General features: G+C 73.5%; 21 protein-coding genes. 10 read left to right on the plus strand and 11 right to left on the minus strand.

Features of this window, described 5'->3' with window-relative positions; translation table 11 throughout:
- The first annotated feature begins 32 nt into the window (after positions 1-32).
- A complete protein-coding gene (gene acs, locus ACFTWP_RS05355) occupies positions 33-1,988 on the plus strand; it encodes an acetate--CoA ligase (protein ID WP_380263087.1) in 1,956 nt (651 codons plus the stop codon).
- A 75-nt stretch (positions 1,989-2,063) separates the two neighbouring features.
- Here the strand turns inward: acs and ACFTWP_RS05360 are convergent, their stop codons facing one another.
- Positions 2,064-3,299 (minus strand): serine hydrolase domain-containing protein, encoded by a 1,236-nt coding sequence (locus ACFTWP_RS05360; protein ID WP_380262922.1) that lies wholly within the window; start codon positions 3,297-3,299, stop codon positions 2,064-2,066.
- Between the two features lie 526 nt (positions 3,300-3,825).
- On the opposite strand from ACFTWP_RS05360, the gene nhaA reads away from it, so the two are divergent.
- From nhaA to ACFTWP_RS05380, 4 genes are all read left to right on the plus strand, one after another.
- Positions 3,826-5,172: a Na+/H+ antiporter NhaA gene (gene nhaA / locus ACFTWP_RS05365; RefSeq protein WP_380262924.1), complete on the plus strand. Its 1,347-nt coding sequence runs from the start codon at positions 3,826-3,828 to the stop codon at positions 5,170-5,172.
- Positions 5,173-5,377: 205 nt separating this feature from the next.
- On the plus strand, positions 5,378-5,854 hold the full coding sequence (locus tag ACFTWP_RS05370; protein ID WP_380262926.1) for a phage holin family protein: 477 nt from the start codon (positions 5,378-5,380) through the stop codon (positions 5,852-5,854).
- A 122-nt stretch (positions 5,855-5,976) separates the two neighbouring features.
- Positions 5,977-7,014, plus strand: a complete 1,038-nt coding sequence (locus ACFTWP_RS05375; protein ID WP_380262928.1) for an alpha/beta fold hydrolase — start codon at positions 5,977-5,979, stop codon at positions 7,012-7,014.
- Positions 7,015-7,351: 337 nt separating this feature from the next.
- A complete protein-coding gene (locus tag ACFTWP_RS05380; RefSeq protein ID WP_380262930.1) occupies positions 7,352-7,561 on the plus strand; it encodes a hypothetical protein in 210 nt (69 codons plus the stop codon).
- A 78-nt stretch (positions 7,562-7,639) separates the two neighbouring features.
- Here the strand turns inward: ACFTWP_RS05380 and ACFTWP_RS05385 are convergent, their stop codons facing one another.
- The 4 genes from ACFTWP_RS05385 to nth all read right to left on the minus strand — a co-directional run bounded on the left by ACFTWP_RS05385 (position 7,640) and on the right by nth (position 11,541).
- Complete coding sequence (locus ACFTWP_RS05385; protein ID WP_380262932.1) at positions 7,640-8,341, minus strand: metal-dependent hydrolase; 702 nt, start codon at positions 8,339-8,341, stop codon at positions 7,640-7,642.
- Between the two features lie 254 nt (positions 8,342-8,595).
- Positions 8,596-9,780 carry a MarP family serine protease gene (locus ACFTWP_RS05390; protein WP_380262934.1) on the minus strand — a complete coding sequence of 395 codons (1,185 nt, stop codon included), beginning with the start codon at positions 9,778-9,780 and terminating at the stop codon, positions 8,596-8,598.
- 106 nt (positions 9,781-9,886) lie between these two features.
- Positions 9,887-10,618 (minus strand): NUDIX hydrolase, encoded by a 732-nt coding sequence (locus ACFTWP_RS05395; protein WP_380262936.1) that lies wholly within the window; start codon positions 10,616-10,618, stop codon positions 9,887-9,889.
- Positions 10,615-11,541: an endonuclease III gene (gene nth, locus ACFTWP_RS05400; protein WP_380262937.1), complete on the minus strand. Its 927-nt coding sequence runs from the start codon at positions 11,539-11,541 to the stop codon at positions 10,615-10,617. The genes ACFTWP_RS05395 and nth overlap by 4 nt, the downstream gene beginning before the upstream one ends.
- Positions 11,542-11,840: 299 nt before the next feature.
- Here nth and lpdA point away from each other — a divergent pair, with 299 nt between their 5' ends.
- The 3 genes from lpdA (at position 11,841) to ACFTWP_RS05415 (ending at position 15,293) form a co-directional block, all read left to right on the plus strand.
- Positions 11,841-13,244 (plus strand): dihydrolipoyl dehydrogenase, encoded by a 1,404-nt coding sequence (lpdA, locus tag ACFTWP_RS05405; protein WP_380262938.1) that lies wholly within the window; start codon positions 11,841-11,843, stop codon positions 13,242-13,244.
- Between the two features lie 189 nt (positions 13,245-13,433).
- Positions 13,434-14,321, plus strand: a complete 888-nt coding sequence (locus ACFTWP_RS05410; protein WP_380262939.1) for an SPFH domain-containing protein — start codon at positions 13,434-13,436, stop codon at positions 14,319-14,321.
- Positions 14,322-14,618: 297 nt separating this feature from the next.
- Entirely contained in the window at positions 14,619-15,293 is a 675-nt protein-coding gene (locus ACFTWP_RS05415; RefSeq protein WP_073924653.1) for a Crp/Fnr family transcriptional regulator, read from the plus strand.
- 100 nt (positions 15,294-15,393) lie between these two features.
- Here ACFTWP_RS05415 and ACFTWP_RS05420 read toward each other — a convergent pair whose 3' ends face one another.
- The 5 genes from ACFTWP_RS05420 to ACFTWP_RS05440 form a co-directional block, all read right to left on the minus strand.
- Entirely contained in the window at positions 15,394-16,215 is an 822-nt protein-coding gene (locus ACFTWP_RS05420; protein WP_380262940.1) for an MBL fold metallo-hydrolase, read from the minus strand.
- Positions 16,212-16,403, minus strand: a complete 192-nt coding sequence (locus tag ACFTWP_RS05425) for a hypothetical protein (protein ID WP_380262941.1) — start codon at positions 16,401-16,403, stop codon at positions 16,212-16,214. The genes ACFTWP_RS05420 and ACFTWP_RS05425 overlap by 4 nt, the downstream gene beginning before the upstream one ends.
- Positions 16,366-17,277 carry an NUDIX hydrolase gene (locus tag ACFTWP_RS05430; RefSeq protein ID WP_380262942.1) on the minus strand — a complete coding sequence of 304 codons (912 nt, stop codon included), beginning with the start codon at positions 17,275-17,277 and terminating at the stop codon, positions 16,366-16,368. Before ACFTWP_RS05430 ends, ACFTWP_RS05425 begins: the two co-directional genes overlap by 38 nt.
- A gap of 154 nt (positions 17,278-17,431) precedes the next feature.
- Entirely contained in the window at positions 17,432-17,902 is a 471-nt protein-coding gene (locus tag ACFTWP_RS05435) for a RidA family protein (protein WP_380262943.1), read from the minus strand.
- Complete coding sequence (locus ACFTWP_RS05440; RefSeq protein ID WP_190211199.1) at positions 17,899-18,054, minus strand: DUF4177 domain-containing protein; 156 nt, start codon at positions 18,052-18,054, stop codon at positions 17,899-17,901. The genes ACFTWP_RS05435 and ACFTWP_RS05440 overlap by 4 nt, the downstream gene beginning before the upstream one ends.
- A gap of 407 nt (positions 18,055-18,461) precedes the next feature.
- Here ACFTWP_RS05440 and ACFTWP_RS05445 point away from each other — a divergent pair, with 407 nt between their 5' ends.
- Positions 18,462-19,532, plus strand: coding sequence for an ArsA-related P-loop ATPase (locus ACFTWP_RS05445; protein ID WP_380263088.1), 1,071 nt, complete (start codon positions 18,462-18,464; stop codon positions 19,530-19,532).
- Positions 19,529-20,761, plus strand: coding sequence for an ArsA family ATPase (locus ACFTWP_RS05450; RefSeq protein WP_380262944.1), 1,233 nt, complete (start codon positions 19,529-19,531; stop codon positions 20,759-20,761). Before ACFTWP_RS05445 ends, ACFTWP_RS05450 begins: the two co-directional genes overlap by 4 nt.
- 19 nt (positions 20,762-20,780) lie before the next feature.
- Here the strand turns inward: ACFTWP_RS05450 and ACFTWP_RS05455 are convergent, their stop codons facing one another.
- Complete coding sequence (locus ACFTWP_RS05455; RefSeq protein WP_033333275.1) at positions 20,781-21,104, minus strand: WhiB family transcriptional regulator; 324 nt, start codon at positions 21,102-21,104, stop codon at positions 20,781-20,783.
- Between the last annotated feature and the right edge of the window lie 361 nt (positions 21,105-21,465).

Below are 21,465 nucleotides of genomic sequence, written 5' to 3' on the forward strand. Positions count from 1 at the left end.
GTCCCATGAAGAAACTCGATGAGGAGTGCGCGTTGAGCAACGAGAGCCTGGCCAACCTGCTCAAGGAGGAGCGGCGCTTCGCCCCGCCCGCGGAGCTCGCCGCCGCGGCCAACGTGACGGCGGCCGCGTACGCGCAGGCCTCCGAGGACCGCCTTGCCTTCTGGGCCGAGCAGGCCCGCCGCCTCGACTGGGCCACCGAGCCCACCGAGACCCTCGACTGGTCCAACCCGCCGTTCGCGAAGTGGTTCGCCGACGGCAAGCTCAACGTCGCCTACAACTGCGTCGACCGCCACGTGGAGGCCGGGCGCGGCGACCGCGTCGCCATCCACTTCGAGGGCGAGCCCGGCGACAGCCGCGCCATCACCTACGCCCAGCTCAAGGACGAGGTCTCGCGCGCCGCCAACGCACTGCTGGAGCTCGGCGTCAGCAAGGGCGACCGGGTCGCGGTCTACCTGCCGATGATCCCCGAGGCCGTCGTCGCGATGCTGGCCTGCGCCCGCGTCGGCGCCACCCACTCGGTCGTCTTCGGGGGCTTCTCCGCCGACGCGGTCGCCTCCCGCATCCAGGACGCCGACGCGAAGCTGGTCATCACCGCCGACGGCGGCTACCGCCGGGGCAAGCCCACCGCGCTCAAGCCCGCCATCGACGAGGCCCTGACCAAGTGCCCGGACGTCGAGCACGTCCTGGTGGTGCGCCGCACCGGTCAGGACACCGCCTTCACCCCCGGCCGGGACGTGTGGTGGCACGAGATCACCGAGCGCCAGTCGGCCGAGCACACCGCCGAGCCGCACGACGCCGAGCACCCGCTGTTCATCCTCTACACCAGCGGCACCACCGGTAAGCCCAAGGGCATCCTGCACACCTCCGGCGGATACCTCACCCAGGCCGCCTACACCCACCACGCCGTCTTCGACCTCAAGCCCGAGTCGGACGTCTACTGGTGCACGGCCGACATCGGCTGGGTCACCGGCCACTCGTACATCGTCTACGGCCCGCTGGCCAACGGCGCGACCCAGGTCATCTACGAGGGCACCCCCGACACCCCCCACCAGGGCCGGTTCTGGGAGATCGTCCAGAAGTACGGCGTCACCATCCTCTACACCGCGCCCACCGCCATCCGCACCTTCATGAAGTGGGGTGACGACATCCCCGCCAAGTTCGACCTGTCGTCGCTGCGGGTGCTGGGCAGCGTCGGCGAGCCGATCAACCCCGAGGCGTGGATCTGGTACCGCGAGCACATCGGCGCGGGCAAGGCCCCCATCGTGGACACCTGGTGGCAGACCGAGACCGGCGCCATGATGATCAGCCCGCTGCCGGGCGTCACCGAGACCAAGCCGGGCTCCGCCCAGCGCGCCCTGCCCGGCATCGCGGCCACCGTCGTCGACGACGAGGCCAACGAGGTGCCCAACGGCGCCGGCGGCTACCTGGTGCTCACCGAGCCGTGGCCGTCCATGCTCCGCACCATCTGGGGCGACGACCAGCGCTACATCGACACCTACTGGTCGCGCTTCGAGGGCCGCTACTTCGCGGGCGACGGCGCCAAGAAGGACGAGGACGGCGACATCTGGCTGCTCGGCCGCGTCGACGACGTCATGCTCGTCTCCGGCCACAACATCTCGACCACCGAGGTCGAGTCGGCCCTCGTCGGCCACCCCGCGGTCGCCGAGTCCGCGGTCGTCGGCGCCACCGACGCCACCACCGGCCAGGCCATCGTGGCCTTCGTCATCCTGCGCGGCACCGCGACCGACAGCCCCGAGCTGGTGGAGGAGCTGCGCGCGCACGTCGGCCGCACGCTCGGCCCGATCGCCAAGCCCAAGCAGGTCAAGGTGGTCAGCGAGCTGCCCAAGACGCGCTCCGGCAAGATCATGCGCCGTCTGCTCCGCGACATCGCCGAGGGCCGCGAGGTCGGCGACACCACCACCCTCGCGGACAGCACCGTGATGAACCTGATCCAGTCCCAGCTGCCCCCGGCCGGCAACCAGGCCTGATCCGGTGCGTGCCCGGCTCCCGGACGGTCGTGACCGTCCGGGAGCCGGGCTCGTCCGTGCCCGCGGGGCGCCGGGCTACCCCGGTCGCCGCTCCGCCACCAGGGTGCGCAGCGTTTCGTAGGCGCCCTGGATCATGCCCCGCCCGCGCATCGGGTGCGTGGCGGCCATCACCGCCAACCCCACCTGGGCGCCGGGGCTGAAGCCGACGAAGGTCGTGAAGCCGCGGGTGGCTCCCGCGTGGAAGACCAGCTGGTCGGCCCCGGCACCACCGTCACCGCCCGGGCCCTCGTCGCCCGCGCCGCCCGGGCCGCCGTCCACCCGCCCGGCGCCCTCGACACCGGCGCCCCCGACACCACCGCCGTCAACACCTCCGCCCCCGAAGGCACCGCCGTACCGGCGGACCGGGTCGCCCTCGTCCAGCGAGCGCTGGTTCCAGCCCAGGCAGATCCGCGCACCGGTCCGCCGGCGGCCGACCCTGGGCGTGCTCACCTCGCCGAGCGCGGTGCGCAGTGCCACCGCGTCGGTGCGTTCGGGCAGCGGGACGGCGTCGAGCGCGAGGTGGGCCTGCAGGTAGCGGAGCATGTCGTCGGCCGTGGAGCGCAGCGCCGCCGCGCCGGGCAGGGCCGGCAGCCGGAAGGACGGGACGCGTCGGCCGCGGCGGTACCCGGTGCCCGGTTCGCCGCCCGGTCCGCAGGAGGTGTCGACCAGGCCGAGCGGTCCGCAGATCCGGGAGCGCAGCAGTTCCTCGTACCGCTGGCCCGCCGCGTTGGCCAGCAGCAGGCCGAGCAGTCCGCAGCCCAGGTTCGAGTACCGCACGGTGTCCCCGGGCGTGCCGCGCACCGGGGTGCGCGGCAGGGCCCGCAGCAGGTGGGAGGGCCCGAAGGTGGCGTACGGCCTGGTGAACCACCGGGGGACCACCGCCGGGGTGAGCCCGACCGGGAGCCGGGGCAGCCCGGAGGTGTGGGTGGCGAGGTGGAGCAGGGTGATCGGCCGTTCGTGCGGATAGCCGGGCACCGCGTCGGCCGGGAGGTAGCGGTCGATCGGGTCGTCGTAGCGGACGTCGCCGCGGGCCGCCATCTCGGCGAGCAGCAGGGCGGTGAACGTCTTGGTGACCGAGCCGATCTCGAACCGGGTGTCGGCGCGGACGGCACGTTCACCGGCCCGGTCGGTGTAGCCGCGGCAGGAGACGGAGCGCTCGTCGCCGCGGATCACCGCGACGGCGACGCCTGCACCGGGGGCGGCGGCGCGGAAGAGCGGGCGGAGCCGGGGTTCCAGGTCGGACGCCGAACGGTCCATCACATCGGCGGTCATCGGCCGGTGCCCTGGGCGTCGATGGTCCGGACGGCTGCCGTCCGGATGGCTACCGTGCGGGTGTCGGAGGTCCGCGTGTCCGCGGTCCGGAGGTCGGCGGTCCGGGTGTGGGTGGTCCGGGAGTGGGCGGATGTCCCGGAGTGGGCGGATAACAGGGGCGGGACGCTCCGCGCGCCCTCGCCGCCGGCTATGGCGTGCGGCACGGCGTCGGGGCCGTCCGCTTCCGCGCTGGGCATGTGGTGCCTTTCGTTTCGATCAGGGCGCCACCCCGGTCGGGTGGCGCCCTCGACCGACGATAGGGACGGCATCACCCGACTGCATGCGCCCGCCGCCATTCGGGTCGAGGTTCCCCGACCCACGGGAGCGATCGTCCTAAAATGCGCAAAACGGATATCTCCTAGCTGCGGCCTCTAGACTGTCGAAGACCCATCAAGATCTTGGACGGGTCACAGGGCGCGCCGGGAAGTCTGGTCGGCACTGCACCACAGGTGCATCCACATGCCGTCCCCGCCCCAGGAGGTCCCGCGTGGCCAGCCAGCCGCCCCCCGAGCCGACGCCCCGAGGCCGCCAGTTCCTCGGCAGGCTGTCCCTCCCCGAGCGCACGTACATCACCGACGCGCTGCGCACCGAGACGGTCGGCGGCATCCTGCTCCTGCTCTCCGCGGTGATCGCCCTGATCTGGGCGAACGTCTGGCCGGCCGGGTACGAGAGCGTGGTGGACCACACCGTCGGCCCGTCCACCCCCCTCCACCTGGACCTCAGCCTCGGCACCTGGGCCAACGACGGGCTGTTGGCGATCTTCTTCTTCGTGGCCGGGATCGAGCTCAAGCGCGAGTTCGTCGCCGGGGAGCTGCGCACCCCCAGCGCCGCCGCGCTGCCGGTGGTCGCCGCCGTCTGCGGTGTCGCCCTGCCCGCGGTCATCTACGCCGCGGTGAACGCGACCAGCGGCCACCTGGGCGGCTGGGCGATCCCGACGGCCACCGACATCGCCTTCGCACTCGGCGTGCTGGCCGTGGTGGGCAGTCACCTGCCCTCCGCGCTGCGGGCGTTCCTGCTCACCCTGGCGGTGGTGGACGACCTCATCGCGATCCTGATCATCGCGGTGTTCTACAGCTCCGGCATCAGGTTCTGGGCGCTCGGGCTCTCCCTCGCCGGCCTGGTGCTGTTCTGGTTCCTGCACCGGCGCGGGGTGCACGGCTGGTACCTGTACCTGCCGCTGGCCTTCGTCATCTGGGCGCTGATGCACGAGAGCGGCGTCCACGCGACGGTCGCCGGCGTGGCCATGGGCCTGATCCTGCGCTGCCACCGGGTCGACGGCGAGAAGCAGTCTCCCGGCGAGCACATCGAGCACCTGGTGCGGCCCGTCTCGGCGGGATTCGCCGTACCGGTCTTCGCGCTGCTCGCCGCCGGGGTGACGATCTCGGGCTCGGCCCTGGCCCAGGTCTTCACCCAGGCCGCCCCGCTCGGGATCATCGTCGGCCTGCTGGCGGGCAAGACCATCGGCGTCTTCGGCGGCACCTGGCTGGCCGCCAGATTCACCCGGGCGGAGCTGAACCCGCAGCTCAAGTGGGCGGACCTGTTCGCGGTCGCCACCCTGGCGGGCATCGGGTTCACCGTCTCCCTGCTGATCAGCGAGCTGGCCTTCGAGGACGACGAGGCGCTGGCCAACCGGGCGAAGGCCGCCGTGCTGGTGGGCTCGCTGGTGTGCGCGACGGCCGCCACCGTCCTGATCAAGCTGCGCAACCGGCACTACCGCGAGCTGGTCGACGAGGAGAACGCCGACACGGACGACGACGGCGTCCCCGACGTCTACCAGCAGGACGACCCGGCCTGGCAGGCCCGGACGGGTCACCGGCCGGACCCTCCGGAGTGACCCGCACCGCACCGCGCCGCGCGCCCGTCCGGCCGTGGGCGCACCGGCCCACCGCGCCGGGCCCCGGGAGTACCCCGGACGCCGCCCGGGTATGCGCCGGACGGACACGCCGCTCCGCCGGGCCCCCGGAGTGGTGCCCGACTCGCCGGTAGGGGCATGATTCTGAGCTGTCGACAGTGCACGGATGCCCCAGAGGAGACCACTGATGCCCGCAGGAGCCGCAGACCCGTCCATCAACGGCCGGGCGCCCTACGAGGGCGAGCGTTCGGTCGGGGAGCTGTTCGCCGCGGCCACCGCCGACCTGTCCGCGCTCGTGCACGACGAGATCGCCCTGGCCAAGGCCGAGATCAGGCAGGACGTCAAGCGCGGTGTCTCCGGCGGCGTCTCGCTGGGCGTGGCCGGCGTGGTGGCGCTGGCCGCCGTCCCGATGCTGAGCGCCGCGGCCGCCCTCGGGCTGCACGCGCTGGGCATCACGCTCGGCTGGTCGTTCCTGATCGTGGCGGGCGCCTACCTCGTCCTGGCCGCCGTACTCGGCCTGCTCGCGCTGCGCTCCTTCAAGAAGATCGAGCCGCCGCGCCGGACCATCGAGGGCGCCCAGGCGACCGCCGAGGTCCTCAAGAACGCCAGGCCGCGACCCGCCACCAAGGAGGAGATCGACCGGGCCCTGGGCCGCCGCCCCTGACCCGGCCGGAGCGGGCACCCGGCCCACCGGGGGCCCGGCCCGGGTGGGGGCCGGACGCATCGGGCGCGACCGGTACGAGTGCCGGGCACGTGTCCGGCGCGCGGATATGACACGCTCTCGCTATGCCGCTCGACCAGAAGCCCGTGCCCCAGCCCCAGCCCCGGCCGTCGCAGCCGACCTCCGGTGACGCCCCCGGCGACGTCGTCCCGGGAGGCACCGGCCCGGAAAGCACCCGCCCGGGAGCCGGCCTCGGCGGCGGCGACTGGAGCATCCGGCAGCCCGGGCCGTGGACGCACCGCGACCTCGCGGCCAACGGCGCCCGGTTCCACATCGCCGAACTCGGCGAGGGCCCGCTGGTGCTGCTGGTGCACGGCTGGCCGGAGTACTGGTGGGCCTGGCGGCACCAGATGACCGCCCTGGCCGAGGCCGGCTACCGGGCCGTCGCGCTGGACCTGCGCGGAATCGGCGGCAGCGACCGCACCCCGCGCGGCTACGACCCCGGCAACCTCGCCCTGGACATCACCGGGGTGATCCGCTCGCTCGGCGAGCGGCGGGCGCACCTGGTCGGCCACGCCTCCGGCGGGACGCTGTCCTGGGTGGCGGCCGTGATGCGGCCCTCGGTGATCCAGAGCCTGACCGCGGTCTCCGCGGCGCACCCGCGGGACCTGCGCCGGGCCCTGCTGACGGACCGCCGCCAGCTGGCCGCGTTCGAGCACGTGCTGAGCTTCCAACGCCCCTGGATACCGGAACGCCGGCTGGTCGCCGACGACGCGGCGCTGGTCGGCCGCTACCTCGACGCCTGGACGGGCCCGAACCAGCTGGACCGGACCGCGGTCGCCGCCTACCGGCAGGCGATCCAGATCCCCAGCACGGCGCACTGCTCCATCGAGCCCTACCGCTGGCTGCTGCGCTCGATGGCCCGCCCGGACGGCATCCAGTTCGCCCGCCGGATGAAGAAGGCGATCACCGCGCCGACGCTGCACGTCCAGGGCGCGGCGGATCCGGTGCTGCTGTCGCACACCGCCCTCGGCGGCGGCGAGTACGTGAAGGCGCCGTACCGGTGGCGGCTGCTGCCGGGGGTCGGCCACTTCCCGCACGAGGAGGTGCCGGAGCAGTTCTCGGCGGAGCTGATCGACTGGATCGGGCAGCACAAGGACTGACCGTTCGGCCGCCGCACGCCCGCGGCGGCGCCGCCCGGCGGTCCGGTACGACCGGGAGGGACACCCCGCGGTCCGGTACGAGCGGGAGTGACGCCTGGCGGTCCGGTACGACCGCGGCGGGGGCGGCCCGTCGTCGCAGGGCCGTACCGGCCGTACCGGGGGTCAGGCCGGCCGTACGGGGCGCGGCGGGGCTCGCGGGGCCCGGCCGCACGGGACCGCCGCCTGGCGCCGGGTCAGGAGTCAACTACCGCAATGGTGGGCTCATATGACAAACGCATAGGCCAAGCCGATACCCGCCGGGCGGTTACTCCGCACGGCCCACGGGCATCCATCCGGTATGACCTGGATGCCCGATCGCAGCGCAGCGCCGCGCAGCCGACGCCGTACCAGCCACAGCTCACAGGGCCTCGCCCGACGGTCCGCCTGGGCGGACGACCTCACCCACGACGGGCCGGAGCGCCGGGGCGGCCCGCACCAGCTGGGCATCCCGCGCATCATCGGACGCCGGGCCCGCTGGGTCGGCGCCCGACTGCGGCGCGAGACCTGACCGGCCCGCGCCGCACCACCGCCCACCTGACGCCACCCGCCGGAGCACCGCCCGCCGTGCCGCAGGCACGGCGGGCGGTCAGCCGATGAAGCCCGGCGACAGCACCGTGAACCAGAGCAGGACGAAGGTCGCCAGCGACATCAGCGGCACCAGCAGCTTGGTCTCCACGCCGTTGCCGCTGCGCTTGATCAGGACCAGCTCGTAGCGCTCCTTGTGCGGCCAGAGCAGCGGCGCGCCCTTCTTGGTGAGGCAGTCACCGAGCAGGTGCGCCAGGGTGCCGAGCGCGACCGCGTAGGGCAGCCAGCCCGGCGCGTTCGGCATCCACCTGTTCAGGCCGGCCGTACCCAGCGCGGCCAGCCCGATGATGATGATCCACGTCGCCGGCCCGTCGCCCGGCGGGTGCAGGTGCAGCGCCCGGATCGCCAGCGCGAGCAGGAAGAACGTCAGTCCCAGGGTGAAGTTGCGGCCGAGGAACGTCACGCCCGCCCAGCTGCCGGCGCCCATCAGGGCGACGAACAGCAGTGAGTGGGTGGCGTGCCGGTGCCCGCCGGAGATCCAGGCCACGAAGCGGCAGAGCAGCTTGGAGATCGGGCCCAGGAAGTTGGCGATCGTCCCGTCGTGGTGGTCGAGGTCCGGCAGCAGGGCCGCGCCGGCGCAGAGCACCGTGCCCATCAGTATGTCGGCGGGCTGCAGCGTGGTGTGCAGCAGCAGCGGCGGGAGGAACGGCGCCGAGGCCGCGTACAGCATCGCGCCGCTGACCGCGTGCGAGTGACCCATCATGGCGTGCTCCCGGTCATCGCGTACTTCCCGTCATGCCTACCGCCTCCGTCGCGTGCCGTCCCCGTGCCCTGCCGTCCCCGTGCCCTGCTGGCCCCGTCCCCTGCCGGCCCCGTCGTGCGCGCCGGCGGGCCGCGCCCGAACCCCGGATACCCGCCCGGGGCACCGTGCACGCCTGCGCGCCGCCGGCCGAGCCGTGGAGGGGCCTCGTGGCTCCCGGAGCGGGCACCGCGACTCCCCCGGCGGGCACCACCGGGTCAGAGCGCGCAGCCCTCGGTGTCGACCCTGGCCGTGGCGGTGGCGCCCCGGTCGGCGTCCCCGCGGACCTCGGCGGCCGTCAGGACGTAGCCGGTGTCGGCGCTGTCCAGCGACTTGGCGAAGACCACGCCGTACACCTGGCCGTCCGGGGTCAGCAGCGGCCCCCCGCTGTTGCCCTGGCGGATCAGCGAGCGCACCGAGTAGACGTCGCGGACGACCTGGCCGCGGTGGTAGATGTCCGGGCCGTTGGCCTGGATCCGGCCGCGGATCCGGGCCGGCTGCACGTTGAAGGCGCCGTTCTCGGGGAAGCCCGCGACGATGGCGCTGTCGTTGGTGCGGGCCTCGCCGGCGAAGGTCAGCGGCGGCGCCGTGAGCTTGGGGACGTCCAGGACGGCGATGTCGCGCTGCCAGTCGTAGCTGACCACGGTCGCGTCGTAGAGCTGCCCGACGCCGCCGATCTGGACGGTGGGCTCGTCGACGCCGCCCACCACGTGGGCGTTGGTCATCACCCGGTGCGGGGCGTAGACGAACCCGCTGCCCTCCAGGGTCTTGCCGCAGGACGTCGCGGTACCGACCACCTTCACCAGCGACTGCCGGGCCTTGGCCACCGCCGGGCCGGCCGCCAGCGCCGGGTCGGGCGGCGACACCTCGGTGATGGGCTCGTGTTCGAAGGGGTTGAACACCTGCGGGAAGCCGTTGCGGGCCAGCGCCTTGGAGAAGTCGGAGAACCAGTTGGGGGCGTCGGCCGGCAGGGTGTCCTGCACCCCGCCGAGCACGGCGGACGTCCTGACCTGCTTGGAGACGGTCGGCAGTGACGTTCCGGCCAGCGCGGAGCCGATCAGCCAGGCGACCAGCAGCATCGAGATCACATTGACCACCGAACCGCCGGCGGCGTCCAGCACCTTGGCCGGCTTGCGGTCGATGTGGCCGCGCAGTTTCCAGCCGAAGTGGGTGGTGACGGCCTGCCCGACCGCGGCCAGCACGATCACCACCACCACGGCGACCACCGAGGCGGTGGTGCCCGGGCTGAGGTGGCTGAGCAGCAGCGGGAGCAGTTGTACGGCGATCAGTCCGCCGCCGAGGAACCCCAGGACCGACAGCACGCCGACCACGAATCCCTGCCGGTACCCGGACACGGCGAAGCCGATGGCGGCGGCGATCAACAGCAGATCCAGGACGTTCACCCGGACACCCTCCCACGGCGTCGGGCCGGGCGGGCACCAGGCTCGGTGCCCCGCTCCTGCCCCGACCGTCGCCCGTACAACCCTGGACGAGGCGAGCGGGCCACCGCTATCCCGTGGCGGGGGTGTCGCGCAGCAGGGCCCGGGCGGGGCCGAGGCCGCGCTGGGCGAGGGTGATGGCCTCCTCGGAGAGGGACAGCGTCCGGGTGGAGTCCCAGGGGCGCTCCAGACCGCTGTGGTGCAGCACCCGGTCGATCACACCGGCCGTGAAGCCCCAGACCAGCCGGTCGGCGACCGCGAAGGCCGGCCCGAGGTGGCCCGAGGGGTGCCGGAGCCTGGCCCGGTTGGCGGGGTCGGTGAGCTCGGCGACGGGCACCCGGAACACCGCTCCGGTCTCGGCCCGGTCCACCGGGGCGACCGGGCTCTCCCGGCGCCACCAGCCGAGCACCGGGGTGACGACGAACCGGCTCACCGGGATGTACAAGGCGGGGAGGGTGGCGAACACCTGCACCCCCGAGGGGTCCAGGCCGGTCTCCTCGCGGGCCTCCCGCAGCGCGGCGGCCACCGGCCCGGGCCCGTCCGGGTCGCCGTCCTCCGGATCCAGTGCGCCGCCGGGGAAGGACGACTGCCCGGCGTGCGAGCGCAGCGAGCGGGCCCGCTCGATCAGCAGCAGGTCCGGCCCGGCGGCCCCCTCCCCGAAGAGCATCAGCACGGCGGAGGGCCGGCCGCCCTCGGGCGGCGGCAGGAACCGGCTCAGCTGCTCGGGCCGGACGGTCTCGGCCGCGTCCCGGACGGGCAGCAGCCAGGCGGGCAGCCCCTCCCGCTCGATCGGGATGCTCACGCGACCTCCACCTGCTCGCCGCCCGCCGTCGGCCCGTCCGGGTCCGGCCCGTCCGTGCCCTGCCCGTCCGCGCCCTGCCCGCCGGCCGCCGGCCCGGGCGCGGCGGCCTGCCCCGGGTATCCGGCCGGCGGTCGCAGCCGCTGGCCGGGCTGCCCGCCCAGCTCGTACTTCAGCAGCTTCCGTGCCTTCTCCGGGTCGGTCTCGCCCTCCCCGTAGGACGGACAGAGCGGGGCGATCGCGCAGGCCCCGCAGGCCGGCTTGCGGGAGTGGCAGACGCGCCGCCCGTGGAAGACCACGCGGTGCGAGAGCATGGTCCACTCGGACTTCGGGAAGATCTCGGCGACCGCCGCCTCGACCTTCACCGGGTCCTCCTCGGTCGTCCAGCCGAAGCGCCGCGCCAGCCGTCCGAAGTGGGTGTCGACGGTGATGCCGGGCACCCCGAAGGCGTTGCCCAGGACGACGTTGGCGGTCTTGCGGCCGACGCCGGGCAGCTTGACCAGGTCCTCCAGGCGGCCGGGCACCTCCCCGCCGAAGTCGTCCCGCAGGGCGGCGGAGAGACCGAGCAGCGAGCGGGCCTTCGCCCGGAAGAAGCCGGTCGGCCGGATGATCTCCTCCAGCTCCTCCGGGACGGCCGCGGCCATGTCCTCGGGAGTGGGGTACTTCGCGAACAGCACCGGCGTGGTCTGGTTCACCCGCAGGTCCGTCGTCTGCGCCGACAGCACGGTGGCCACCAGCAGCTCGAAGGGGTTCTCGAAGTCCAGCTCCGGGTGCGCGTACGGATACAGCTCCGCCAGCTCCCGGTTGATCCTCCGCGCCCGTCGCACCATCGCCAGCTGCGACTCCGGCTTCCTCGGCTTCGCCGTCTTCGCCGCCGGCTTGGCCGCGGCCTTCACCGCCGGCTTCCGGACCTTGCTCTCTGCCATGCACGAAGGCTACGCCGGTGGTGCGGCCGATCGGAGCCGATTGCGACCGGTGCCCGCGGCCCGCGCGGGGGCCGGTCCGGGTCGGCCGGGCTCGTCCGGTGCGGGGCGACGGCGCGCGGTGGCCGGGGCACGCCGGTGGCTGGCCGGGGATCGGCCTTCTCCTCGCCGCCGCCGGGCGGGGTGTGATCTTCTTGGGCTGGACGGTGTCCCGAGCCGCCGCAGTCGAACGGTGGACAGCCGGACCGGCCGGCGCCGAACCACCCCTCGGCTGGACCAACCCTCATCGGAAGGAACTCCCCATGGACGAGCAGTTCGACGTCGTCGTACTCGGCGCGGGCCCCGGCGGCTACGTGGCCGCGATCCGCGCCGCCCAGCTGGGCAAGCGCGTCGCGGTGGTCGAGGAGAAGTACTGGGGCGGCGTCTGTCTGAACGTCGGTTGCATCCCGACCAAGGCGCTGCTGCGCAACGCCGAGCTGGCGCACATCTTCACCCACGAGGCGAAGACCTTCGGGATCAAGGTCGACGGCGAGGTCACCTTCGACTACACCGAGGCGTTCAAGCGCAGCCGCCGGGTGGCGGACGGCCGGGTCAAGGGCGTCCACTACCTGATGAAGAAGAACGGGATAGCCGAGTTCGACGGCCGCGGCACCTTCCTGGACGCGAACACGCTGCAGGTGGCCCTGTCGGACGGCAGCACCCGGACGATCGGCTTCGGCGACTGCATCATCGCCACCGGCGCGACGCCCCGGCTGCTGCCCGGCACCAGCCGCAGCGAGCGGGTCGTCACGTACGAGGAGCAGATCCTGGCGGAGGACGTGCCGCGGTCGATCGTGATCGCCGGCGCGGGCGCCATCGGCATCGAGTTCGCGTACGTGCTGCACAACTACGGGGTGAAGGTCACCGTCGTCGAGTTCCTGGACCGGATCGCGCCGCTGGAGGACGCGGACGTCTCGGCGGAGCTGGCCAAGCAGTACCGCAAGCTCGGCATCGACGTCCTGACCTCGACCCGGGTCGAGTCGATCGACGAGTCCGGGCCGCAGGTGCGGGTCACCGTCACCGGCAAGGACGGCGTGCAGCGGGTGCTGGAGGCCGACAAGGTCCTGCAGGCGATCGGCTTCGCGCCGAACGTCACCGGCTACGGCCTGGAGGCCACCGGGGTGCGGCTCACCGAGCGCGGCGCGATCGACGTGGACGGCCGCTGCCGCACCTCGGTGCCGCACATCTACGCCATCGGGGACGTGACCGCGAAGCTGATGCTCGCGCACACCGCCGAGGCGATGGGCGTGGTCGCCGCCGAGACGATCGCGGACGCCGAGACGATGGAGCTCGACTACCCGATGATCCCGCGCGCCACCTACTGCCAGCCGCAGATCGCCAGCTTCGGCTGGACGGAGGCGCAGGCCCGCGAGCAGGGCTTCGACGTCAAGGTCGCCAAGTTCCCGTTCACCGCGAACGGCAAGGCGCACGGCCTCGGCGACGCCACCGGCTTCGTGAAGCTGATCAGCGACGCGAAGTACGGGGAGATCATCGGCGCCCACCTGATCGGGCCCGACGTCACCGAGCTGCTGCCCGAGCTGACCCTGGCCCAGCAGTGGGACCTCACCGTGCACGAGGTCGCCCGCAACGTGCACGCGCACCCGACCCTGGGCGAGGCCGTCAAGGAAGCGGTGCACGGCCTCGCCGGGCACATGATCAACTTCTGACGCTCCGGCCGACCGGCGCCAACGGGACACCTCGATCCCCCGGCCGGTCCGCGCCCCGCACGGGTGCGGACCGGCCGCCGCGGGCCGAATGGTCCGTACCTTCATGAACATCGTCCGAACTCACCGCCGGGTCGGGACGCCGCTGCCTAGGCTGCGGCCGTTCCGCACCAGACTCCGAGAGATGTGACGATGCTCTTCATAGCGATCCTGTTCCTCGTTACCGGCGTGATCCTGCTCGTGCTCAGACGGCGCCGGGTGACGACCTCCCGGTGGGCCGCCGTGGGCGGCGGCCTGGCCGCCGTGGTGGGGCTCGCCGCCGGTCTGAGCACCTTCACGTACGTGGTGGAGCCGTACCACGTGGGCGTGCCCACCACGCTGGGCAAGGTCGGCGGCACCTGGCAGTCGGGGCTGCACCTCAAGTCGCCGCTGACCGACGTGACCACCTTCTCGACCCGGCCGACCGACCTCAACCTCACCGGCGACGACACGGTCGAGGTCCGCTCCTCCGAGGGCGGGGTGCTCTACGCCGACCTCACCGTGAAGTGGTCGATCGACGCCGAGCACACCCTGGCGCTGTACAAGCTGGCCGGCAGCGCCGAGGCGGTCCAGCAGCGCCTGGTCTACCCGGACAGCCGCGAGATCGTCCGCAACGTCTTCGCCAAGCACACCAGCGTCGAGGGCTACTCCTCGCAGCGGGAGGCGATCAGCACCGAGATCGACAAGCTGATCACCGCCCGGCTGGCTCCGCGCGGGATCCTGGTGAACGGCGTCAACCTGCGCAACGTCAAGCCCAGCGAGGGCCTGCAGAAGGCGATCGACCAGAAGATCCAGCAGGACCAGTCGACCGCCCAGGCCGAGGCCGCGGTGCGCACCGCGAAGGCCGAGGCCGAGAAGCGCAAGATCGACTCCGAGAGCCAGGCGGCGGCCAACACCGCGATCGCCAACTCGCTGACCGACAAGATCCTGCTGAGCCAGTGCATCGAGGCCTTCAAGGCGGCGGCCGAGAAGAACCCGGTCTACGCCAGCCCGTGCGGCTCGGCCGGCACACCGGTGATCGTGGACGGCACCAAGCGCTGACCCGCCGGCGCCCGGGCACCGGGGCCGACACCGAATCCGGACGCCGAGGGCCCGGCGCCGCGGGGCGAGGGGACCGGCCGCCGTCCGACCGGCGGCGGGCTCCCAGCGGCCCCGCCCGGGCCCTGACCAGCGGGGCCGAAATGTAACCGATGAGTACGAATGGCCCCGTACAGTGCTCCCCGGCGCACCCCCTCCTCATATGATCGGAGCGACATGCGCCATGCTTGGTGATGCAGAGCACTGTACGGACTTGCGCCGGACGCCCCGACGGGCCGACGGCCGAGAAGGAGGAAGCACGTGGACGACGTTCTGCGGCGCGCCGCACTCTTCGCGGCACTCGACGACGAGCAGGCCGGCGAGCTGCGCGCTTCCATGACCGAGGTGACCCTCGCCCGCGGCGAGTCCCTCTTCCACGAGGGCGACCCGGGCGACCGGCTCTACGTGGTCGCCGAGGGCAAGGTCAAGCTGCACCGGGCCTCGCCCGACGGCCGCGAGAACATGCTCGCGGTGCTCGGCCCCAGCGAGATGATCGGCGAGCTGTCGCTGTTCGACCCGGGCCCGCGCACCGCCACCGCCAGCGCGCTCACCGAGGTCAAGCTCCTCGGGCTCGGCCACGGCGACCTGCAGCCCTGGCTGCACGCCCGCCCGGAGGTCTCCATCGCGCTGCTGCGGGCCATCGCCCGCCGTCTGCGCCGGACCAACGACGTCATGTCCGACCTGGTCTTCTCCGACGTGCCCGGCCGGGTGGCGAAGGCCCTGCTGGACCTCTCGCGCCGCTTCGGCGTGCCGTCCGACGAGGGCATCCACGTCGCCCACGACCTCACCCAGGAGGAGCTGGCCCAGCTGGTCGGCGCCTCCCGCGAGACGGTCAACAAGGCGCTCGCCGACTTCGCCGGCCGCGGCTGGCTGAAGCTGGAGGCCCGCGCGGTGGTCCTGATGGACGTCGAGCGGCTGTCCCGGCGCTCGCGCTGACACCCGCTCGTGAGGGCCCGTACGCCGGTGGCGTGCGGGCCCTCACGCGTACCGGGCGCGGAGCGGCCGCCCGTCCCGCACGCGCGGGGGCGGCCGGCGCTCAGATCAGGCCGTGGTCCTCCAGGTAGCGCAGCTGGGCGCGGACGGAGAGCTCGGCGGCCGGCCACAGGGACGGGTCCACGTCGGCGTACACCCGGGCCACCACCTGTTCGGCGGTGCGGCAGCCGGCCTCCACCGCGGTCTCCACCTGGGCCAGGCGGTTCGCCCGGTGCGCCAGGTAGTAGTCCACCGCGCCGAGCGCGTCCGCGAGCACCGGGCCGTGGCCCGGCAGCACCGTCCGGACGCCGTACTCGGAGGCCATGGTGTGCAGGCGGCGCAGCGAGTCCAGGTAGTCGGCGAGCTGCCCGTCGGGGTGGGCGACCATGGTGGTGCCGCGGCCCAGCACGGTGTCGCCGGTCAGCACCGCGCCGTCGGCGGGCAGGTGGAAGGTGAGCGAGTCGGCGGTGTGGCCGGGGGTGGCGACCACCCGCAGGTCCAGGCCGCCGACCTCCAGCCGCTGCCCGTTCCGCAGGCCCTCGTCGCCCAGCCGGTGCGCCGGGTCCAGCGCGAGCACCTTGGTGCCGGTCAGCTCGGCGAAGCGGGCCGCGCCCTCCGCGTGGTCGGCGTGGCCGTGGGTGAGCAGGGTGAGCGCTACCCGCCTGCCCTGCCGCTCGGCCGTCTCGACGACGCGGCGCAGGTGCGCCTCGTCCAGCGGGCCGGGGTCGACCACCACGGCCAGGTCCGAGCCGGGCTCGGCGAGCAGCCACGTGTTGGTGCCGTCCAGCGTCATCGGTGACGGGTTCGGCGCCAGCACGCAGTGTGCCCGGGGGGTGGCCTCGCCGCCGACGGCGGCGGCGGGGTCACCCGGGAGAAGACCGCTCACCGGCCGCCCTCGCAGCTGCGATGCAGCCGTCGCGAGGGGAGGGTGCGCACCAGCGGGCGCAGCCACGGCTCCTCGCCGTTCCGGCCGCCGTCGTCGTGGGCGAGCGTACGGGGCGTCAGGGTGTGGGAGGTCAGGGCACGGGCGGGCAGCTCAGGTGCCGTCCGGCGATCCACGTCGTTGTGGTTCATCGGGCGAAGGTCCTTCCTGGGGGTAGTGTCCGTCGATGGTCAGCTCTTCATACCCCGACCATCGCACCGTCATTCGATCACCCGCCACCTCGGCCCGGCCGAGGATCGGGTCCAGTCCGCGGCCGTTCGCCGCGGACAGGGCTTCGGCGGCCGCGCGCAGCGGCAGCAGTTCCCGCAGCACCGTCACGGTCGGCGGCAGCATGCCGTACCGGCCCTGCTCGTGGCCGAGGACGGCCTCGGCCGGCGAGAGCCAGGCGACCCGGTCCGCCTCGCCGACCTCCAGGGCGGCGAGCTGATCGGGCGGCAGCACGGCGACGAAGAACCAGGTGTCGTAGCGCCGCTCCTCGAAGGCCGGGGTGACCCAGCGGGCCCAGCCGGCCAGCAGGTCGCTGCGCAGCACCAGGCCGTGCTTGCGGAGGAACTCGGCGAACGAGATCTCGTGCGCCTCCAGGGCGGCCCGCTCGGCGCTCCAGTCGCGCGGCGGCGCGGTACCGGAGGCGTCCGGGCCGGCCAGCAGGACACCGGCCTCCTCGAAGGTCTCCCGGACGGCCGCGCAGACCACCGCCTGCGCCGTGCTCGCGTCCACCCCGAGCCGGGCGGCCCACTCCTGCGGGCTCGGGCCGGCCCAGCCGAGTTCGGCGTCGGCGTCCCGCGGGTCGACCCCGCCGCCCGGGTAGGCGTACATCCCGCCGGCGAAGGCCATCGAGGTCCGCCGGCGCAGCAGGTACGCCTCGGGCCCGGTGGCGCCGTCCCTCAGCAGGACGACCGTGGCGGAGGGCTTGGGCACCGGAGGCGTCAGCTCGCCCGCCTCGACCGCCCGGATCCGGGCAGGCCAGGACGGCGGCATCGGGAGCGGCTTCGCCTGGTGATCCATGCCCGGATGCTACGCAGCCGGAGGCCGGCTTGGACAGAGGCCGAGGCGGCCGATTCGCGGCGACGGCCGCCGGGCCCCGCCGGAGCGGGGCCGGCGGGCGGCGCGGCTCGACCCCGGCGGGCCGCCGCACCCGGGCACGGCGGCACGGCCGGTCTCAGGCCTGCGGCTTCAGCCGGACCTGGATCTCGACCTCGACCGGGGCGTCCAGCGGCAGCACCGTGACGCCCACCGCGCTGCGCGCGTGCACGCCGGCGGCACCGAAGGCGTGGCCGAACAGCTCGCTGGCACCGTTGACGACGCCGGGCTGGCCGGTGAAGTCGGGGGCGGAGGCGACGAAGCCGACCACCTTCACGACGCGCTCGATCTGGTCCAGGTCACCGATCACGGACTTCACGGCGGCCAGGGCGTTGAGCGCGCAGATCTGCGCGAGCGCCTTGGCCTCCTCCGGGGTGACCTCGGCGCCGACCTTGCCGGTGGTCTGCAGCTTGCCGGCCACCATCGGGATCTGACCGGAGGTGAACACGTACTCGCCGGAGCGGACGGCCGGCACGTACGCGGCGACCGGCGGCGCCACGTCGGGCACGGTCAGGCCGAGCTCGGCCAGCTTGGTCTCGACCTGGCTCATGCCTTCTCCCGCTTGAGGTAGGCCACCAGCTGCTCGGGGTTCGGCCCCGGAACGACCTGGACGAGCTCCCAGCCGTCCTGGCCCCAGTTGTCGAGGATCTGCTTGGTCGCGTGGACGAGCAGCGGCACGGTTACGTATTCCCACTTGGTCATGGGGCTGACTCTAGACGAGGCGGCGGGCCCGCCGATGACGTGCCGGGCGCGGCGGGCCGGGCCGCACCGGCCCGACGCGGGTGTGAGGTGGGCCACAAAGAGGGCATGAATCAGACCCGGTCATCCCGATGCTCCCGGCATCGGGCCCGGTCCCTGGTTACCCTCGCGGGAGGGCACCTCGCGGTGCCGGCCCTCGGAACGGACGGAGACGGAGCGTGGCAGGCACCCCCGACCAGGCGGCCCGGCGTGACCCCGGTGGGGCGGCCGGTCCACACCGGACGGAGGGCCCGTCGGCCGGTGGGCGCTCCGGCGCCGCGGCCGAGGACGCCGCGCCGGAAGGCACCGCGCCTGAGGACCGCACCCGGGAGGAGCGCACCCGGGGGGACGGCGACTGGGAGGGCGTCCGGCTGCACGTGGTCAGCGGCAAGGGCGGCACCGGCAAGACGACCGTGGCCGCGGCGCTCGCCCTGGCCCTGGCCGCCGAGGGCGGCCGGACCCTGCTGATCGAGGTCGAGGGGCGCCAGGGCATCGCCGAACTCTTCGGCATCGCCGCGCTGCCGTACGAGGAGCGCCGGATCGCCACCGTCTCGCGCGCCCAGCTCGGGCTGCCGGCGGCGCCCGGCGCCCGGCGTGCGACCGCCGGGGCCGGCCCGGGCGAGGACGGCGGCCGGCGGTCCGGCGGCGGTGAGGTGTTCGCGCTCGCGATCGACACCGAGCAGGCCCTGCTGGAGTACCTCGACATGTTCTACAAGCTCGGCCGCGCCGGGAAGGCCCTGCAGAAGGTCGGCTTCGTCGACTTCGCGACCACCATCGCCCCGGGCGTCCGGGACGTCCTGCTGACCGGCAAGGCCTGCGAGGCGGCCCGCCGCAAGGGCACCGACGGCCGCCGGGCGTACGACGCGATCGTGATGGACGCGCCGCCCACCGGCCGGCTCACCAGGTTCCTGAACGTCAACTCCGAGGTGGCCGGGCTGGCCAGGTTCGGCCCGATCCACTCGCAGGCGCAGGCCGTGATGCGGGTGCTCAGGTCACCGGAGACGGCCGTGCACCTGGTCACCCTGCTGGAGGAGATGCCGGTGCAGGAGACGGTGGACGGCTTCGCCGAACTGCGGGAGGCGGCGCTGCCGGTCGGCGGGGTGCTGGTGAACATGGTCCGGCCGCCGATACTGGACGCCGCCGCGGTGGCGGCCGTGGACGGCGACCACCGCGAGGAGGTCGCGGTGGCCCTGGGCGAGGCGGGCCTCGGCGGACGCGCACGGACCGGCACGGCCGTCCGGGCCGCGGTGGAACCACTCATCGACCCGCTGCTGGAGCAGGCCCGCGAGCACGCCGAGCGGGTCGAACTGGAGCGGGAGCAGCGGGCCGACCTGCAGCACCTCAAGCTGCCGACGTACGAACTCCCGCTGTTGAGCGAGGGCGTGGACCTCGGAGGCCTGTACCGGCTGGCGGGCGAGCTGAAGCGGCAGGGGGCGGCATGACGGGCGGCAGCAGGGGCGACGCGCGCACGGGCGCGGCCCACGGCACGCGGGGCACCGCGAAGGACGGCGTACGGGCACGGGGCAACGAGCTGGCGGTCGACCGGCTGATCGACGACCCGGCCACCCGGATCCTGGTGTGCTGCGGCTCCGGCGGCGTCGGCAAGACCACCACGGCGGCGGCGATCGGCCTGCGGGCCGCGGAGCGCGGTCGCAAGGTGGTCGTGCTGACCATCGACCCGGCCCGCCGGCTCGCCCAGTCGATGGGCCTGACCGAACTGGACAACACCCCGCGCGTCGTCAAGGGGGTCGGCGGCGAGGGCGAGCTGCAGGCCATGATGCTCGACATGAAGCGGACCTTCGACGAGGTCGTGCTCGCCCACGCCGAACCCGAACGGGCCAAGGCGATCATGGAGAACCCGTTCTACCAGTCCCTGTCGGCCGGCTTCGCGGGCACGCAGGAGTACATGGCGATGGAGAAGCTCGGCCAGCTGCGCGACGCCGACGAGTGGGACCTGATCGTCGTCGACACCCCGCCGTCCCGCTCCGCCCTGGACTTCCTGGACGCGCCGAACCGGCTCGGGTCCTTCCTGGACGGCAAGGTGATCCGGCTGCTCGCCGCACCGGCCAAGGTCGGCGGGCGCAGCGCGATGAAGTTCCTGAACGTCGGGATGGGCCTGCTCACCGGGACCCTCGGCAAGATCTTCGGGGCCCAGCTGCTGACCGACGTGCAGACCTTCGTCAGCGCCATGGACTCGATGTTCGGCGGCTTCCGCGAGCGTGCCGACCGGACGTACCAGCTGCTGAAGGCACCCGGCACCGCGTTCCTGGTGGTCGCCGCGCCGGAACGGGACGCGCTGCGGGAGGCCGCGTACTTCGTCGACCGGCTGGGGGCCGACCGGATGCCGCTGGCGGGCCTCGTCCTCAACCGGGTGCACGGCACGGGCGCGCCGCAGCTCACCGCCGAGCGCGCGCTCGCGGCCGCCGAGGCGCTGGAGGAGAACGGCTCCGAGACGGCCTCCCCCGAAGCCGAGCTCCTGGCCGCCGGACTCCTGCGGCTGCACGCCGAACGGATGCAGGTCATGGCCCGGGAGCGGCGCACCCGGGACCGCTTCGTGTCGGTCTACCCCGACGTCCCCATCGTCGAGGTGGCCGCCCTGCCCGGGGACGTGCACGACCTGGACGGGCTGCGCGCCGTCGGCGAGCGGCTCGGCGGCGGCGCCGGGCAGTGACCGGCGGCACCGCGCGGGCTCAGCCCGCCTGCGCGTAGTCCGTCAGGATCACACCGGTCGCGAGGGACTCCTCGTACTCGGTGCGTGCCGTCTCCAGCAGGCGCCGCCATGACATCACGGTCGGGCGCCGGCGCAGCAGCGCCCTGCGCTCCCGCTCCGTCATGCCGCCCCAGACCCCGAACTCCACCCGGTTGTCGAGCGCGTCCGCCAGGCATTCGGTGCGAACCGGACACCCGCTGCACACCGCCTTGGCGCGGTTCTGCGCCGCCCCCTGGACGAACAACTCGTCCGGATCACTAGTGCGGCAGGCTGCCTGCGCACTCCAGTCGTCTACCCAGCCCATGCCGGCGCCGTCCTCTCCCGAATCGAGGCTCCCCCACGGCGGCAACGGCATATTCACCGTTGCCAGTTGAGGACGTTACGGAAGAACGGCAGGTTGCAACAGCCCCTTCGGGCCCAATCTCGAATGACCCGATTGGACTATGGGTACCGGCTAGCTCACTCGTTGGAGTGATCGCAGGTCGCAGGCCTTGCCAAGAACACTCCGACAACTCTCGCCACGCGGGCGGGCACGGAGTGTCACCGATTCGGCGGCGCCACACCCGTATGAGCCCTCGCATAAGCGGGCAATTCGGGCAAAGCTCATCACTCACAAGAGTGAAGGAGGTTCACACAGCGAAGCTGTCGCAAGCTTGTGACAAGCC

The organism is Kitasatospora sp. NPDC057015 (assembly GCF_042673745.1).
GTDB lineage: Bacteria > Actinomycetota > Actinomycetes > Streptomycetales > Streptomycetaceae > Kitasatospora.